Here is a 14,907-nt window from a genome sequence, read left to right on the forward strand (position 1 = left end):
ATGTAAATGGGCAATTAGGCAAATTGAACGTCTTCGCGGGGCCGAGCGTTTAGAAATGGTTCGGTGAACCATTTTAGCGATGGAGCCAGATAGCGCGCTGGCTAAAGCAGGTTGTGGCGATCTCCTGGCTTCAATACTGTAGCATTAAAATGAACAGCTTCTTACAGCATCTTGTTTAACCGGGAAGATCCTTCGTAGGGTACCGCTGCTTAGGACATGTTATTATATGGATGATTCTCGAAGGATTCTGTAGGGGCAATTTTACAGTTCCTCTCCCGAAGTGTCGGGACCTCAATTTTGCAATAACGCGGATGAGCGATTAAATGAGCCATTAAATGAAAGAAACCAAGACTGGAGACCCTTTACTTAAGCTAAATAATATGAGGTGAAAATGTATTCTTGTAGCAGGCTTCAGTACGCGATTTAGGAGATCGCCACGACCTATTTCATAGGTCTCGTGAAGACGAGGGTTTTAGAAAATGGAAATCGCAACAACAATTCCTCAATTCCTCAATTTTGCATTATTATTACAATTGAACACCGACCACCAACTGCCATCCAGACAACCCATTTCATCCTCAAGGAAATACCCTTAATTACAGTTCAAGCTATAGATTACCGGAGGGTCTGTAAACCAGGTAGTCGCAATTGCATCTAATTGATCTTGATTAACCTGAATGCACTGTACCTTATGATCACTTAAAATAAGTCTTTCAAGTTTTGTGTTGAATGATATATTCAATTGGTTAAATTCTGTATAGTATAAATAAAGCTCTTCCAGTTCCGTGTTTTCAGAGATATTCAATTCTGATAAATTTTCGTATAGGGCATCTATTATACTCAAGGTTTTTAAGGATTTAAATGGGCTCAGATTGATCAAGCTAAAATCATTGTGAAATGTATGTAAAAGCAGGCGTTCAACATTTTCGATTTCAGAAAGTTCTAGGCTTTTAATTTCTGCCCTCCCCATATTTAAGGTCTTCAGGGAGAGATTATCTTTTATTTTAATATTTCCGAAAAGGCTATGTTTTTCCTCATCACCAGATATGTAAATTGTTCCTAGCCTTGGATTATTCTCAATTACTACTTCAGAAACATTCCCATGTACCCTAATTACAGTCAAACTTGGGTTACCGAAAATATATGTAGTTTCGCCCAGCCCTTTCATTTCAACATTACGCAAGTTATTGTTTCCGGTAACCTGGGATGGCAGTAAATTTAGTTCATCTCCCCAAATGGAAAGACTATGAAGATTTGGAAAATTATTAATAGTGTAGGGTTCTGTTATTTCTACGTCTCTCAACTCGAGAATCTGGAGATGATCTAGGGCAGGCGCTTCATTTAAAATAAAGTTGATTACTCCTGTTATGTGATGCATACTCAGGTACCAAAGTGATTTAAAGTCCCGAATACCTTCCAAGTTTTCAATATAAATTGGCTCAGAAGGACTTCCAAAAAGTTTCAAATCTCTGATATTTTCTATGCTCTTGGTGAGCACATAATCATCCAGGACATCGTCATAGCCAAGGTCTATTAAGGCTTGTTCAAACCCATCATCAGGTACAAAGGTTCTGGCTTCCTCTATACACCCCTCTTCGTTGACCTCCGAATCTAAAGGCGTGTCCGGACATTGATCATCGGCATCATTAACACCATCTCCGTCACTATCTTTTTGGCTATCAGAACAACCATTTTCATCAGTTTCCTGGCCTTCGGGAGTATCCGGACAGTCGTCTTCTGAGTCATTAACTCCATCGCCGTCACTATCCTTTTGCGAATCAGAACATCCTTGTTCGTCTGCTTCTTCCCCCTCCGGGGTATCAGGACATTCGTCCTCTGAATTAAAAACTCCGTCGTCATCATCGTCTTTTTGAGATTCAGAACACCCATTCTCATCCACTTCTTCACCCTCCGGAGTGTCAGGGCAGTCATCGTCATCATCCTCTACGCCATCCCCGTCGGCATCTTCGGTATTTTGAGAGTCAGAACACCCGTTCTCATCCACTTCCTCGCCTTCCGGAGTGTCAGGGCAGTCATCGTTATCATCCTCTACGCCATCCCCGTCAGCATCTGAAATATTCTGGGAGTCAGAACAACCGCTTTCATCTACATCCTCGCCTTCCGGAGTATTAGGACAATCATCTTCCGAATCTGGCACCCCATCCCCATCAGTATCTGTGGTATTTTGAGAATCGGAACATCCGTTCTCATCTACTTCTTCATCCTCAGGGGTATTGGGACAATCATCATCATTATCAGGTACACCATCGCCATCGGCATCAGCGGTGTTTTGGGAATCAGAACACCCGTTTTCATCTACTTCTTCCCCTTCGGGGGTATTCGGACAATCATCATTGGCATCCGGAACACCATCGCCGTCAGCATCTGCTGTATTTTGTGAATCGGAGCAACCGTTCTCATCCACTTGTTCGCTTTCGGGGGTGTTGGGACATTGGTCATCCTCATTGGGCACCCCATCACCATCACCGTCATCATTGCCTTCCTCGCAACCATTGTCATCGACAGTAGTTCCATCCGGAGTGTCAGGACACTGGTCATCGGCATCATTGACCCCGTCGTTGTCGCTGTCTTTCTGGGAGGTGCTGCAACCGTTCTCATCGGTATTTTCACCTGCAGGGGTTTCCGGGCACTGGTCATCGGTGTCAGCCACCCCGTCATTATCGGCATCCTGGGGTGCAGACGGATTTTGTCCGGGAGGGGGGGGAGGATCCGGGAGGTTGCTATCCATTTCTACATCGCTGCCACAGGAAACAGCAAGGAATACAAAAAGCAGCATTATCAGCCTGCATATTGGAGTCCGCATAACTGGTGTTTTTGGTTGGTTGTAAGTTGTTATCCCATATGTATCAGAGGTAGCCGGCGTACAAAAACGGGTACTCCGCAATATGGTATTGCAACCTGAGCTAAACTACTGATAGTCAACAGGTTAAGCATCCTAAATTATTGAAAATCAATAAAATAGGATGTCATAAATTCGTTTTTAACTTTTTTCAGTTATGCAGTTATTCGGTGAGGTTGGGAAGGTGAAGGATAATTATTGGCGAATAGGCGAATAGGCAAATGAGCTAAAAGACCGTCTTTGCGAGCCTCGCCTCCCGAGGGCTTTCGGGAGCGGGAGTGGCAATCTCCTGGTTACAGTACCGGATATGAGAGAATCAGTTATAAGGTTACAGGAGTAACAGGAAGATCCTTCGCAGCGTAACCACTGCTCAGAACTTTCTTGTGGATGATTAAACCACCCCGCTCCTGACGGAGCACCCCTCCTTCCAAAGGAGGGGGTATATCTCGTTCTCATGAAAGACTATGTACTCACCCGGCAGAGGTACTAGTTATCTTCATAAATACCAATAACCCAAATGCAAATTTCCAGATCACCGGCCACTAACCACCATCAGGATATCCCATTTACTCCTTAGGAATATACCCGGCTAATTACAATTTAAACTATAGGTAACTTCAGGATCTGTAACCCAGGTAGACGGAATGTTATCCAATTGTTGTTGATTTACTTTCACGCATGTAATGTCATGGTCTATAAGTTCAAAATTGATGAGATTGGTATTAAAGGATACATCAAGTTCCGTGAACACTATTCTCTTTAGAACGAGTGTTTCTAATAGGGGAAGATCGCTGAGATCTATAGCAGGAATTTTAGGTGTAGTCTCGTATGAAGTATCCCCGGAAATTGTAAGGCTTTTTAAGTTTTGAGTATTAGTCAATATAAAATTATCGCATCCACCTGTAATTTCAATTTCATTTAAAACAGGGTTATCCTCGATTATCAGGTTATTTACAAGAAAGTATTCATCCTGATAATCACCGAGTAAAACTTCATTTAAATTGCTATTATTCTTGATGCTCAAGGTACCAAAACCGCATTCTGAGGCATAGAAACCTTCCAACATCGGGTTATTTTTTACAAGGATCGTTCCCCCATCTGAGTAGAAGTAACCTATCACCTTCAATTGAGGATTATTTATTATTTCTTTTGGTCCGATAGAATTGGATGAAATGTAAAACCTTTCCAGAGTGGGGTGAGCATCAATTATAAAATTTCTTCCATCGGTACCTTCCAAATCTAGAGTTATCAGGTTTACTTCGGGAAGTACATCAAAATTTTCTATGCTTGAGTCAAACAACGTTAACGTTTTCAAGCTTTTAAAATCCTGAAGCCCCGTAAGGTTTTTGAAAAATCCTCCAATACCTAATTCGGTGATATTTTCAATATTTGCTGTCAAAACATAGTCATCCATGACATCATCATACCCTTGGCGGATTAGGTTTTCTTCAAAACCATCATCGGGGACATAGGTTCTTGCTTCAGCCACACAACCCTCTTCATTCACCTCGGATCCTTCAGGCGTGTCCGGACACTGGTCATCGGCGTTGGAAACGCCGTCCCTATCATCGTCTTTTTGGGAATCTGCACAGCCGTTTTCATCTGTTTCCTGGCCTTCGGGAGTTTCCGGACACTCATCTTCGGCGTCATTAACCCCATCGCCGTCACTATCCTTTTGCGAATCAGAACATCCTTGTTCATCTACTTCTTCTCCTTCCGGGGTATCAGGACATTGGTCTGCATCATCATTGACTCCGTCTTCATCGCTATCCAGTTGGGAAGTGGCACACCCATTCTCATCAACCTCGGCTCCTTGAGGAGTATCCGGACATTGGTCTGCATCATCATTAACTCCGTCTCCATCACTATCCAATTGTGAGGTGGCACATCCATTCTCATTGACTTCGGCTCCTTCCGGAGTATCCGGACAATCATCATCATCGTCAGCTACTCCATCTCCATCGGTATCTGCGGTATTCTGAGAGTCGGAACACCCGTTCTCATCTATTTCTTCTCCTTCGGGAGTATTGGGACAGTCATCATCAGGATCAGGTACACCATCGCCATCGGCATCAGCGGTGTTTTGAGAATCTGAACATCCGTTTTCATCTACTTCCTCGCCTTCGGGGGTATTCGGACAATCATCATTGGCATCCGGAACACCATCCCCGTCAGCATCTGCGGTATTTTGGGAATCAGAGCATCCGTTTTCGTCCACTTCTTCCCCTTCAGGAGTGTTCGGACATTGATCGTCATCATTAGCCACCCCATCTCCATCGCCATCGTCATTTCCGGCCTCACAACCGCTTTCTTCCACCTCTGTTCCTGAAGGAGTATCCGGACACTGGTCGGCATCGTCATAGACGCCATCTCCGTCACTGTCTTTTTGGGACGCGCTGCACCCGTTTTCATCGGCATTCTCGCCTGCCGGGGTTTCCGGGCACTGGTCATTCGCATCAGCCACGCCGTCATTATCGGTATCCTGGGGTGTCGGCGGATTTTGTCCGGGTGGCGGCGGTGGCTCAGGAAGGTTGCTATCCATTTCTGTATCACTGCCGCAGGAAACGACAAGCATAATGAGTAGCAACGTGAATAGTCTGCGTACTGTTGTCATCTTTATTAGGGTTATTGGTTGGTTGTTGTCTCATAGTTATATAGCAGGTGAATTCAGGTGTGGCTAATTTATTGATAGCTAAGGTTTTACAGGTCTTAAAATATTGAAAATCAATGTTTTAGGATGCCACAAATTCGTTTTTAACGTTTGAGGTTATGAGGTTATGTAGTTACGAGGGTACGGAGGTACGAAGAGAAATACTTAATTCCAAAGGAAGGCAAATGGGCGAAATGGACGTCTTCGCGGGGCCGAGCGTTTAGAAATGGTTCAGTGAACCATTTTAGCGATGGAGCCAGATAGCGCGCTGGCTAAAGCAGATTGTGGCGATCTCCTCGCTACAGTAATGCAGCTTTTAAAAGTGCAAGTACCCGGGAATTTCTTTTTTGTGGATGTTTAAACCACCCCGCTCCTGACGGAGCACCCCTCCTTGCAAAGTAGGGGGTATATCTCGTTCTCATGAAAGACTATGTACTCACCCGGTAGTGGTACCATTTATGTAAATAAATACCAATTAACCAAATGGAACTTTACAGACCACCGACCACAGACCTCCGAGAACAGATAACCGTTAACTCAATAAAAACTCCTCCAGCTTTTGTTGGTGCTCTGCTTTTAGTTCTTCATTAGATATACTCCCGGTATTGATATCAAATGTATGGTTAAAAGAGGGTAGGGAGAAGGTGCCTTCGATGGTTGCACCAAACCATGGAAGGGCTTTTTCAGCATAACTCCGTGAGCTCTGTGCTCCACCTTTTCCGGGAGAGGTGCTCATAAGAAAGATGCTGGCACCATCAGCAAACTTTTTATCGAGGCGGGAAAGCCAGTCCAGAAGGTTTTTAAAATAAGCCGAGGGCCCGCCATTATGTTCATTGACCGAAAGGATGATCTTATCAGCTTTTTGGATCTCATCTTTGAATTCTACCAGGGAATTTTTAAAGCCGTCGTTCTTTTCGGCGTCTGCGCTGTACATAGGGAAGGGCATGTTAGCCATGTTGTACAGCTGGATCTCGTGACCTTTGATCAGAGAAACCGTGTATTTAACAAGTTGATAATTGATGGAGGTGGAGGAATTGCTTCCGGCGAAGGCGAGGATTTTCATAGTGGTTGGTTTTGGATGGTTACTAAAATAGTGATTTATAAGGGAAGTTACGCAGGTACGAGGGTACGTAGGTACGAAGGGTTTCGATCAATTATGAATTATGGATGATGAATTATGAATGCGTTGCACTTTCAATTATACTAAAGTCCAAATACTATGCCCGACCAAAGAGAATTGAGAATCTAAAACTTCGTCCCTACGTACCTTCGTACTCGCGTACCCTTACTACAAACTAATTTTCGTAGCTTTGCTTTTCGTAAAACAAAAACGATCTAAACACTACATATGAAATCCTACGATGTAGCCGTTATCGGCTCCGGACCCGGGGGGTATGTGGCAGCCATCCGCTGCGCCCAGCTGGGAATGAAAACTGCAATCATTGAAAAATATAATACCCTTGGAGGGACCTGCCTGAACGTTGGGTGTATTCCTTCGAAAGCCCTCTTAGATTCTTCTCATCACTACGAAGATGCTGTGAAGCATTTTGAAGAGCACGGGATCGAAATTCCGGGGGAAGTGAAGATCAACCTGGAGAAAATGATCGCCCGTAAGAACGGGGTGGTGGAGCAAACCACCAAAGGGATCGATTTCCTGATGAACAAGAACAGTATTGATGTGTATCACGGACTTGGTTCTTTTGCCGATGCCACTCATATCGATATTACCAAAGAAAACGGTGAAAAGGAGCAGATCGAGGCGAAGAAGACCATCATCGCTACCGGATCAAAACCTTCAACCCTTCCTTTTATAGAGCTGGATAAAGAGCGTGTGATCACCTCTACAGAAGCCCTTTCCCTGAAAGAAGTTCCTGAGCACATGATCGTGATCGGAGGAGGCGTTATCGGACTTGAACTTGGGCAAGTATACCGTCGCCTTGGAGCGGAAGTTTCTGTGGTTGAATATATGGATCGCATTATTCCAACCATGGATGCGGCCCTTTCAAAAGAGCTGACCAAGGTGTTTAAAAAGGCCGGCATGAAGTTCTATACCTCTCACAAAGTAAAAGAGGTGACCCGTAACGGAAACAGCGTCACCGTAAAGGCTGATGATAAGAAAGGAAAAGAGGTAGTACTCAAAGGAGATTATGTATTGGTATCGGTAGGTCGTCGTCCATATACTGACGGACTTAACCTGGAAGCCGCCGGCGTAAAAGTAAATGACCGTGGACAGGTGGAAACCAATGATCACCTGCAGACGAATGTCGAGAACATTTATGCCATCGGAGATGTGGTAAAAGGAGCTATGCTGGCTCATAAAGCCGAGGAAGAAGGTACCATGGTGGCAGAGATCATGGCCGGACAAAAACCTCATATCGATTATAACCTGATCCCTGGTGTGGTATATACCTGGCCGGAAGTTGCCTCTGTTGGAAAAACGGAAGAAGAGCTGAAAGATGCCGGAGTAAAATATAAAAGCGGACAGTTCCCCATGCGTGCCCTTGGTCGCTCAAGAGCCTCAATGGATACCGATGGATTTGTTAAGATCCTCGCAGATGCCGAAACCGATGAAGTACTCGGAGTACATATGATCGGTGCCCGTACGGCGGACCTTATCGCCGAGGCCGTAACCGCCATGGAGTTCCGCGCCAGCGCAGAAGATATTTCAAGAATGAGTCACGCTCACCCAACCTATGCTGAAGCTGTTAAAGAAGCAGCATTGGCCGCGACGGATGATCGTGCACTTCACATATAGTATTTCTTTTTAAGAATACGTTGTAAAATAAGAGCCGCTTCCGGATTGGGGGCGGTTTTTTTGTTACGTGGTACGTGGTACGTGGTACGGGGTACGGGGTACGAGTTACGTGAATTGTCCCAAACCGTAAGGTAACATACTTAAATAAATGAGCCCCGGTTGGGGCTTTTTTTGTTACGTGTTACGGGGGACGAGTTACGAGTATTACCCTGCACCGTAAAGGAATTTTCTTAAATAAATGAGCCCCGGTTGGGGCGGTTTTTTTGTTACAAGGTACGGGGTACGGCAATTTCCCCTCATTTCCCCACCCTAAAGGGCGGAGGGGAAATTGTTTTCTATTAGACTTCTTAACGCTAATTCTACTTGCTTAATATTATTTAATACCATTCGGTTGCTAAATCGTATCACCTTTAAATTATGGTATTCTAAAAATTCCGTCCGCTTATTATCAAATTCTATTTGCTTCTTTGTGTTGTGATACTCCCCGTCAACCTCGATAACTAATTGAAGACGGTGGCTGTAAAAATCAACTATATAGATCCCTAATGGATGTTGATAACGAAATTTATAGGCTTTAAATTGGTTTGAATTAAGGAGGGTTTTCATGACCGATTCTGATTCAGTAGTGTGCCTTCGTAATTCTCTCGCTTTAAGAAAGGTTTGCTGATTAGCTCCCTTCCACATACTATGGTTGTGATACGGATGGTCTGTTTTTTTCATAAAAGTAGTATCATATATGAAAATATCCTTTCGCCCCAATTTACAGGGGAAATGAAGATCTGGGATTTAGCATTTCTTCTAGTACTGCTCTTAATCCGTTGGGAGCTGTAATAATTAATTCTTCATGAAAGCTGAGGGTCTTTATATCATTATATTCAAAAAGCTTATTGCGTTCAATTTCGTAAGAAACATCTCTTCTCCGCTCATTATACTCAGTGTCAATTTGAATGATAAGTTTGAGCGCTTCGGAATAGAAGTCCATGATATAAGGTCCAACAGGATGCTTACATTTAAAATTGTGTTTAATAAACGGTTTACTTTCTAAGATTTCTTTTAATTTCAATTCAGTCTCCGTTAAACTAAGTTGTAAATCCATAAAGTTTATGGAGCTTTTGGAATGAATTTTCTTCCACTTCTCCAGGTCGTAATAATGATCTTTTGATGATTTCATGTGATGTATTGCTTAGAGCAACATCCATTTCCGCCCTTTAGGGTGGGGAAATGAAATGGATTTTGCATAATTGGTTATTTAGTTTTTATGTAGTATTTCGTACTCTGTGTTGTAAAGTTCGAGACACGAGCCTGCCATTTCGCCGGCTGGAGACCCTTTCTGCCGACAGGTAGGATTGCCATAAAGGTCTACAAGACCTTTTTTATACCCTCGGTCCTCCCATACACCCGTACCTCACGATATATCATCAAACCTCGTCTTTTCCATCATTCTTTTGGTGATAAAGATCTGTAGTCGTAAGGGTTTTATATGGTTATCGATGATACGCCGGGGAGTTTTGAGTCCCAGGTCGGAGAGGATACTGAGCTGTGCCTTTAGTGCGTAGAGGTAGGAATTGGCTTGGTCGAGATATTGAATGAATTCCTGGTCATTGCCTGCTTTTTTACTTCCTTTGGCAATATGGGCAGGGACTTGTACCACGGTTTTTTTGATCAGTGCACTTAGATGAAATTCTTCAGGAGAGGGGAGTATACTTAACAATTTGTAAACGGCTTGCACAAGTTCAAGGCTGGATTTCCAAATGGGGAGGGCTTTGTAGTCGGTGTGATAATTGGCCATATGGAATGGTTTTATTGTTAGGTTGGAAGATTAAATATAGTAAATTTTCTATACCGTTAAAGATTATCCTAATAATTTTTCCTTTTAATTGGTTGAAATGCAGTCTCTTGTGCTTATTGTGGATAGTTTTATAGTCGCTGATAAGTATCCAGTACCCGATTCAGTAGATCGCCACAACCTGCAAGCAGGTCTACCACTGACGGAATAAATTTTCTTGTAAGTTTTGCCCGTAGCGTCAGTTCGAGTACCATGCTGAAAGCGTGGTGTATCGAGAACAGTGCGGGATCAATAGCCTCTCGATACGATCCTGCATAGCAGGATCACTCGAGGTGACCCCTGCGATTCAATCTGTCAGTATCCTCCACAAGAAATCAAATTTCAGCGGTCTCGCGAAGACGATTAAAGAATCTCATCGTTTAGTCTCTTTTTATTTTGGTTCCTCCTTAAAATCCGTACCCCGTATCCCGTACCCCGTAACTCACAAATAACAACTAAACTTGACCCTTAGTAACTTCCCCAAATAATCACTAAATTCGTACCCGCAAAAACAGACCAAAATAAATTCTGCGATATGAGTAAATACGACGTAATCGTTTTAGGAAGTGGACCCGGTGGATATGTAACTGCTATCAGGGCTGCACAACTCGGATTTAAGACCGCTGTGGTAGAGAAAGAAAGCCTCGGGGGTGTATGTTTAAACTGGGGGTGTATTCCCACCAAAGCCCTGCTGAAATCGGCCCAGGTGTTTGAATACCTGAAGCACGCCGACGATTACGGACTTACCGTAAAAGAATACGATAAGGATTTTGACAAGGTGGTAAAGCGAAGCCGTGGCGTTGCTGAAGGGATGAGCAAAGGAGTTCAGTTCCTGATGAAAAAGAATAAGATCGATGTACTGGAAGGTTTTGGAAAGCTGAAGCCCGGCAAGAAGATCGATGTTAAAGGTGCTGACGGAAAGACCACCGAATATAGTGCCGATCATATAATCATTGCTACCGGAGCACGTTCTCGTGAATTGCCAAGTCTTCCGCAGGACGGGAAAAAGGTTATTGGATATCGCGAGGCTATGACCCTGCCTAAGCAGCCTAAGAAAATGATCGTAGTAGGAAGTGGAGCCATCGGAATGGAGTTTGCTTATTTCTACAACTCCATGGGTACTGAAGTTACCGTGGTAGAATTCATGCCTAACGTGGTGCCATTAGAAGATGAAGAGGTTTCAAAGCAAATGGAGCGAAGCTTCAAAAAGTCAGGGATCAAAGTGATGACCTCTGCCGAGGTAACCAAAGTAGATACCTCTGGAAATGGCGTGAAAGCCACTGTGAAGACCCAAAAAGGAGAGCAGGTACTGGAAGCTGATGTTGTGCTTAGTGCTGTAGGTATCAAAACGAATATTGAAGGTATCGGCCTGGAAGAGGTTGGTATTGCCACAGATCGTGACAAGATCCTCGTAAATGATTACTACCAGACCAATATTCCGGGGTACTACGCCATCGGAGATGTAACTCCCGGACAAGCCCTGGCTCACGTAGCTTCAGCCGAAGGTATCCTTTGTGTAGAGAAGATCAAAGGAATGCATGTAGAACCTATTGATTACAACAATATTCCCGGATGTACCTACTGTATGCCTGAGGTAGCTTCTGTAGGATATACCGAGAAAGCAGCCAAAGAAGCCGGATATGATATCAAGGTTGGTAAGTTTCCCTTCTCAGCAAGTGGTAAGGCTAAGGCCGGAGGAAATGCCGACGGATTTGTAAAAGTGATCTTTGATGCGAAATACGGAGAATGGCTTGGATGTCATATGATCGGAGCCGGAGTAACTGATATGATCGCCGAAGCGGTTGTAGCCAGAAAACTGGAAACCACCGGCCATGAGATCCTTAAGGCGGTACACCCTCACCCAACCATGAGTGAGGCGGTTATGGAAGCCGTTGCCGCTGCCTATGATGAGGTTATTCATTTATAATCGGTAGGCGGGTAGACGGGTAGACCGGTAAAACAAGAGTTTGATAATAAATATAATAAGCCACCTTCTGTGACTGCAGGGGGTGGTTTTTTTATTAGGTTACGGGTTACGGGTTACGGGTTACGTGTTACGCGGTACGGAAAATCGTCCATAGAAATGAGAGATCCTGAGCTGCGGCAACGCAGGGAAGGATCCCCGGAATTTTGTACTGCAGTTTTTGGAAACTATTTCTTTTAGTGTCCGGTTTTGAAATGGGGAGACCTGTCTGCCGTGGCATGCCAGGCAGGTTGCCACGCTACGCGCAGCGTAGCTCGCAAAGACGATACTATAAAAAACCTTCGTACCTCCTTACTTTCGTCCCCTCTTTCCTTCTATTGGGAGATCACCGTGTAGCTTCAATCCTGGCAAAGACAAAATTTTTAAAATTTATGATATTACCCTCGTAACGCGTACCACGTCCCGCGTCCCTTGACAAAAAAAAACCCGGGAACAAGTCCCGGGGCCTTACATTAACAAGGTTGTGTTCATAAACCCTTGTTGAACAATAAACTTACATAAAATTCCCGTCCTTATCAACTTTTACCTTAACAACTTGATCGCCATTGATCAAAGTGATCTTGTAACCCTTGTGATTAATGCCTTTTTTGTCGTGGTACGTTACCTGAAATGCGTTTTCTGTCATCTCCCAATTGGGGAATCGTTCAACGACTGCAGTTCGTACAGGGTCGGGTAATTTTGTGTTTTTAAACTTCTCGATAGTTCGGATGATGTTTCCATCTTCGTCGTAGGCAGCGACGATCTTACCATCGGGAATGTAAAATGAAACCGTATAGGTGTCATAGGAGTCATCGTAGATATCTGAATGTTTCAGATCGTAATTGGCCACTTTTTGTTCCAGCAATTTTACCGGTATCGCAGCCTGTTGGTTGTCAACAGATTCGAGATATTTATAATTTGCTGGACGCACAACCACTTCCGATAATTCAATATCCTGTGCCATTAGTGGGGTGGTTATCCCCAGGATCAGTAAACCTAAGAGTAGCTTTTTCATTGGTTTGTACTTATATGGTTAACAATGCCTTAAGTTACTCTGTCTTTTGTCAGTAATCAATGACCGCCGTCATTAATTGATTGATTTGCAGTCATGTATGTCAGGGTAGTGATAAAAAGGTATTGGGTTGCATCATGCAGGAGTAAAACGTGACAGGAAATTGGTTTAATGCATTTTTCACCCTGTTGATTCCCGATAACTTTAGGGACATCTTATAATACATTTCCCTTGGATTTGTATTTTTACGTCTAAATTCTGAATAATGATCAACAAAGCTGAGCTGCTGGAACGCTGCAACCAAATCACCAAAAACACCCTGATGGAAACCCTGGAAATTACCTATACTGATATAGGGGATGATTTTCTGACGGCCAAAATGCCTGTGGGTCCTAAAGTGCATCAGCCCGACGGGGTTCTACATGGTGGGGCCACGGTGGCATTGGCAGAAAGTGTGGGAAGTGCTGCTTCGCTTATCTTTTTGAACGCTGATGAGGTATTTATACGAGGGATAGAGATCGCAGCCAATCATGTAAGTTCTATCAGATCAGGTGCGGTTTATGCTACCGCCCGATTTCTTCATAAAGGCAGAACCACTCAGTTATGGGATATTAAGGTCACTGATGAGTCAGGAAAACTGATCTCTTCCTGTAAATTAACCACTATTTCCTTACCGAAAAAGAAATGAATTTGCAGCCCGCAGATAAATTATGGGAGGCTGTTGCCGCAGCCCTGAAGAATGAGCTGCCGTTTGTGGTTTTTTCACCTCCGGAATCCACCCGGGTAACAGGCTATTTCCAGAAGGATGGCAAGCTGGTAAAGGCAAATGACGATCATAGTTCCGGCTTTTTGTTTGCTCCCTTTTCAGAAGACTACCCGGTAGTTTTGATTCCTTCAGATTCTATAGTACATGCTGAGATCGGTGATCTGACGCCACCGGAATCTACAAAAGATCAGGTTCAGGATATTATCGGTGAGGATAACACCCGTAAAAAGCATATCACCTTACTTTCAGAAGCATTGAGAAGTTTAAAGTCAGGGAAGCTGGATAAGGTGGTATTATCGAGAAAACTGCTCATACCAAGAAGTGAACGCGATATTATTTCTGTTTTCAAAGGGTTATTAAGTCGTTACCCCACCGCTTTTCGTTATCTGTGGCACCATCCTGAGGTGGGTACCTGGGTCGGGGCTACCCCTGAAACCCTTGTAAAAATAGAAGAGGGGATGCTGGAGACCATGTCGCTGGCAGGTACACAGCCCTATAGGGGGAGTATGGATGTTTCATGGGGACCTAAGGAAAAAGAAGAGCAAGCTATGGTGACCCGCTCTATCCTGAACAGGTTGTATCCTCATTGTCTGCATGTGCAAGCCGGAGATACCCGTACGGTCAAGGCAGGGAAGTTGTTACACCTGTTAACCCCGGTAAAGGCAGTACTTACTTCCCAGGAACTACCATTAGAAGAAATTGTAGCCGCCTTGCATCCAACCCCGGCAGTCTGTGGTTTGCCCCGTAAAAAAGCCAAAAAATTTATTTTGGAACATGAAGGGTATGACAGAAAATATTATACCGGGTATCTGGGACCTCTTTCAAAACAAGGATCTGCTGAACTGTACGTAAACCTTCGCTGCATGGAGATAACCGATGAGGCCTTTTCCATTTATGTAGGGGGGGGTATCACCAAAGATTCTGATCCGGATGCCGAATGGGAAGAAACCGTGAATAAAAGTAAAACCATGCTGGCGGTATTATAGGTTTTTATCCGCCGCATTGGGAATAGGTTGCTGATTGCTTATTTTTGTTTTATAAGGTGACAAGTGACAAGTAACAGGTGATAAGTGACA

At 43.9% G+C, this 14,907-nt stretch carries 11 protein-coding genes; 4 read left to right on the top strand and 7 right to left on the bottom strand.

Going from position 1 to position 14,907, the window contains the following annotated elements; all coding sequences use genetic code 11:
* Window positions 1-592 precede the first annotated feature (592 nt).
* From E7Z59_RS08880 to E7Z59_RS08895, 3 genes are all read right to left on the bottom strand, one after another.
* Window positions 593-2,797 (bottom strand): thrombospondin type 3 repeat-containing protein, encoded by a 2,205-nt coding sequence (locus tag E7Z59_RS08880; protein ID WP_211089736.1) that lies wholly within the window; start codon window positions 2,795-2,797, stop codon window positions 593-595.
* 652 nt (window positions 2,798-3,449) lie between these two features.
* A complete protein-coding gene (locus E7Z59_RS08885) occupies window positions 3,450-5,474 on the bottom strand; it encodes a thrombospondin type 3 repeat-containing protein (RefSeq protein WP_199287195.1) in 2,025 nt (674 codons plus the stop codon).
* Between the two features lie 568 nt (window positions 5,475-6,042).
* Complete coding sequence (locus tag E7Z59_RS08895; protein ID WP_136335963.1) at window positions 6,043-6,573, bottom strand: NADPH-dependent FMN reductase; 531 nt, start codon at window positions 6,571-6,573, stop codon at window positions 6,043-6,045.
* A gap of 285 nt (window positions 6,574-6,858) precedes the next feature.
* Here E7Z59_RS08895 and lpdA (E7Z59_RS08900) point away from each other — a divergent pair, with 285 nt between their 5' ends.
* Complete coding sequence (gene lpdA, locus E7Z59_RS08900) at window positions 6,859-8,265, top strand: dihydrolipoyl dehydrogenase (RefSeq protein ID WP_136335964.1); 1,407 nt, start codon at window positions 6,859-6,861, stop codon at window positions 8,263-8,265.
* Window positions 8,266-8,574: 309 nt separating this feature from the next.
* Here lpdA (E7Z59_RS08900) and E7Z59_RS08905 read toward each other — a convergent pair whose 3' ends face one another.
* From E7Z59_RS08905 to E7Z59_RS08915, 3 genes are all read right to left on the bottom strand, one after another.
* On the bottom strand, window positions 8,575-8,985 hold the full coding sequence (locus E7Z59_RS08905) for an endonuclease domain-containing protein (protein WP_242015695.1): 411 nt from the start codon (window positions 8,983-8,985) through the stop codon (window positions 8,575-8,577).
* A gap of 40 nt (window positions 8,986-9,025) precedes the next feature.
* Complete coding sequence (locus E7Z59_RS08910) at window positions 9,026-9,436, bottom strand: endonuclease domain-containing protein (RefSeq protein WP_136335965.1); 411 nt, start codon at window positions 9,434-9,436, stop codon at window positions 9,026-9,028.
* Window positions 9,437-9,670: 234 nt separating this feature from the next.
* Window positions 9,671-10,054: a four helix bundle protein gene (locus E7Z59_RS08915; RefSeq protein WP_136335966.1), complete on the bottom strand. Its 384-nt coding sequence runs from the start codon at window positions 10,052-10,054 to the stop codon at window positions 9,671-9,673.
* 571 nt (window positions 10,055-10,625) lie between these two features.
* Here E7Z59_RS08915 and lpdA (E7Z59_RS08920) point away from each other — a divergent pair.
* Window positions 10,626-12,017, top strand: a complete 1,392-nt coding sequence (gene lpdA, locus E7Z59_RS08920) for a dihydrolipoyl dehydrogenase (protein ID WP_136335967.1) — start codon at window positions 10,626-10,628, stop codon at window positions 12,015-12,017.
* A gap of 550 nt (window positions 12,018-12,567) precedes the next feature.
* On the opposite strand, the gene E7Z59_RS08925 is transcribed toward lpdA (E7Z59_RS08920), so the two are convergent.
* Window positions 12,568-13,068 (bottom strand): nicotinate-nucleotide adenylyltransferase, encoded by a 501-nt coding sequence (locus E7Z59_RS08925; RefSeq protein ID WP_136335968.1) that lies wholly within the window; start codon window positions 13,066-13,068, stop codon window positions 12,568-12,570.
* 262 nt (window positions 13,069-13,330) lie between these two features.
* Between E7Z59_RS08925 and E7Z59_RS08930 the strand changes: the two genes are divergently transcribed.
* Window positions 13,331-13,753: a PaaI family thioesterase gene (locus E7Z59_RS08930; RefSeq protein ID WP_136335969.1), complete on the top strand. Its 423-nt coding sequence runs from the start codon at window positions 13,331-13,333 to the stop codon at window positions 13,751-13,753.
* Complete coding sequence (locus E7Z59_RS08935; RefSeq protein WP_136335970.1) at window positions 13,750-14,817, top strand: isochorismate synthase; 1,068 nt, start codon at window positions 13,750-13,752, stop codon at window positions 14,815-14,817. The genes E7Z59_RS08930 and E7Z59_RS08935 overlap by 4 nt, the downstream gene beginning before the upstream one ends.
* The last annotated feature ends 90 nt before the right edge of the window (window positions 14,818-14,907 follow it).

Origin of the sequence: Robertkochia marina (genome assembly GCF_004799345.1) — a bacterium.
GTDB classification, from domain to species: Bacteria; Bacteroidota; Bacteroidia; order Flavobacteriales; family Flavobacteriaceae; genus Robertkochia; species Robertkochia marina.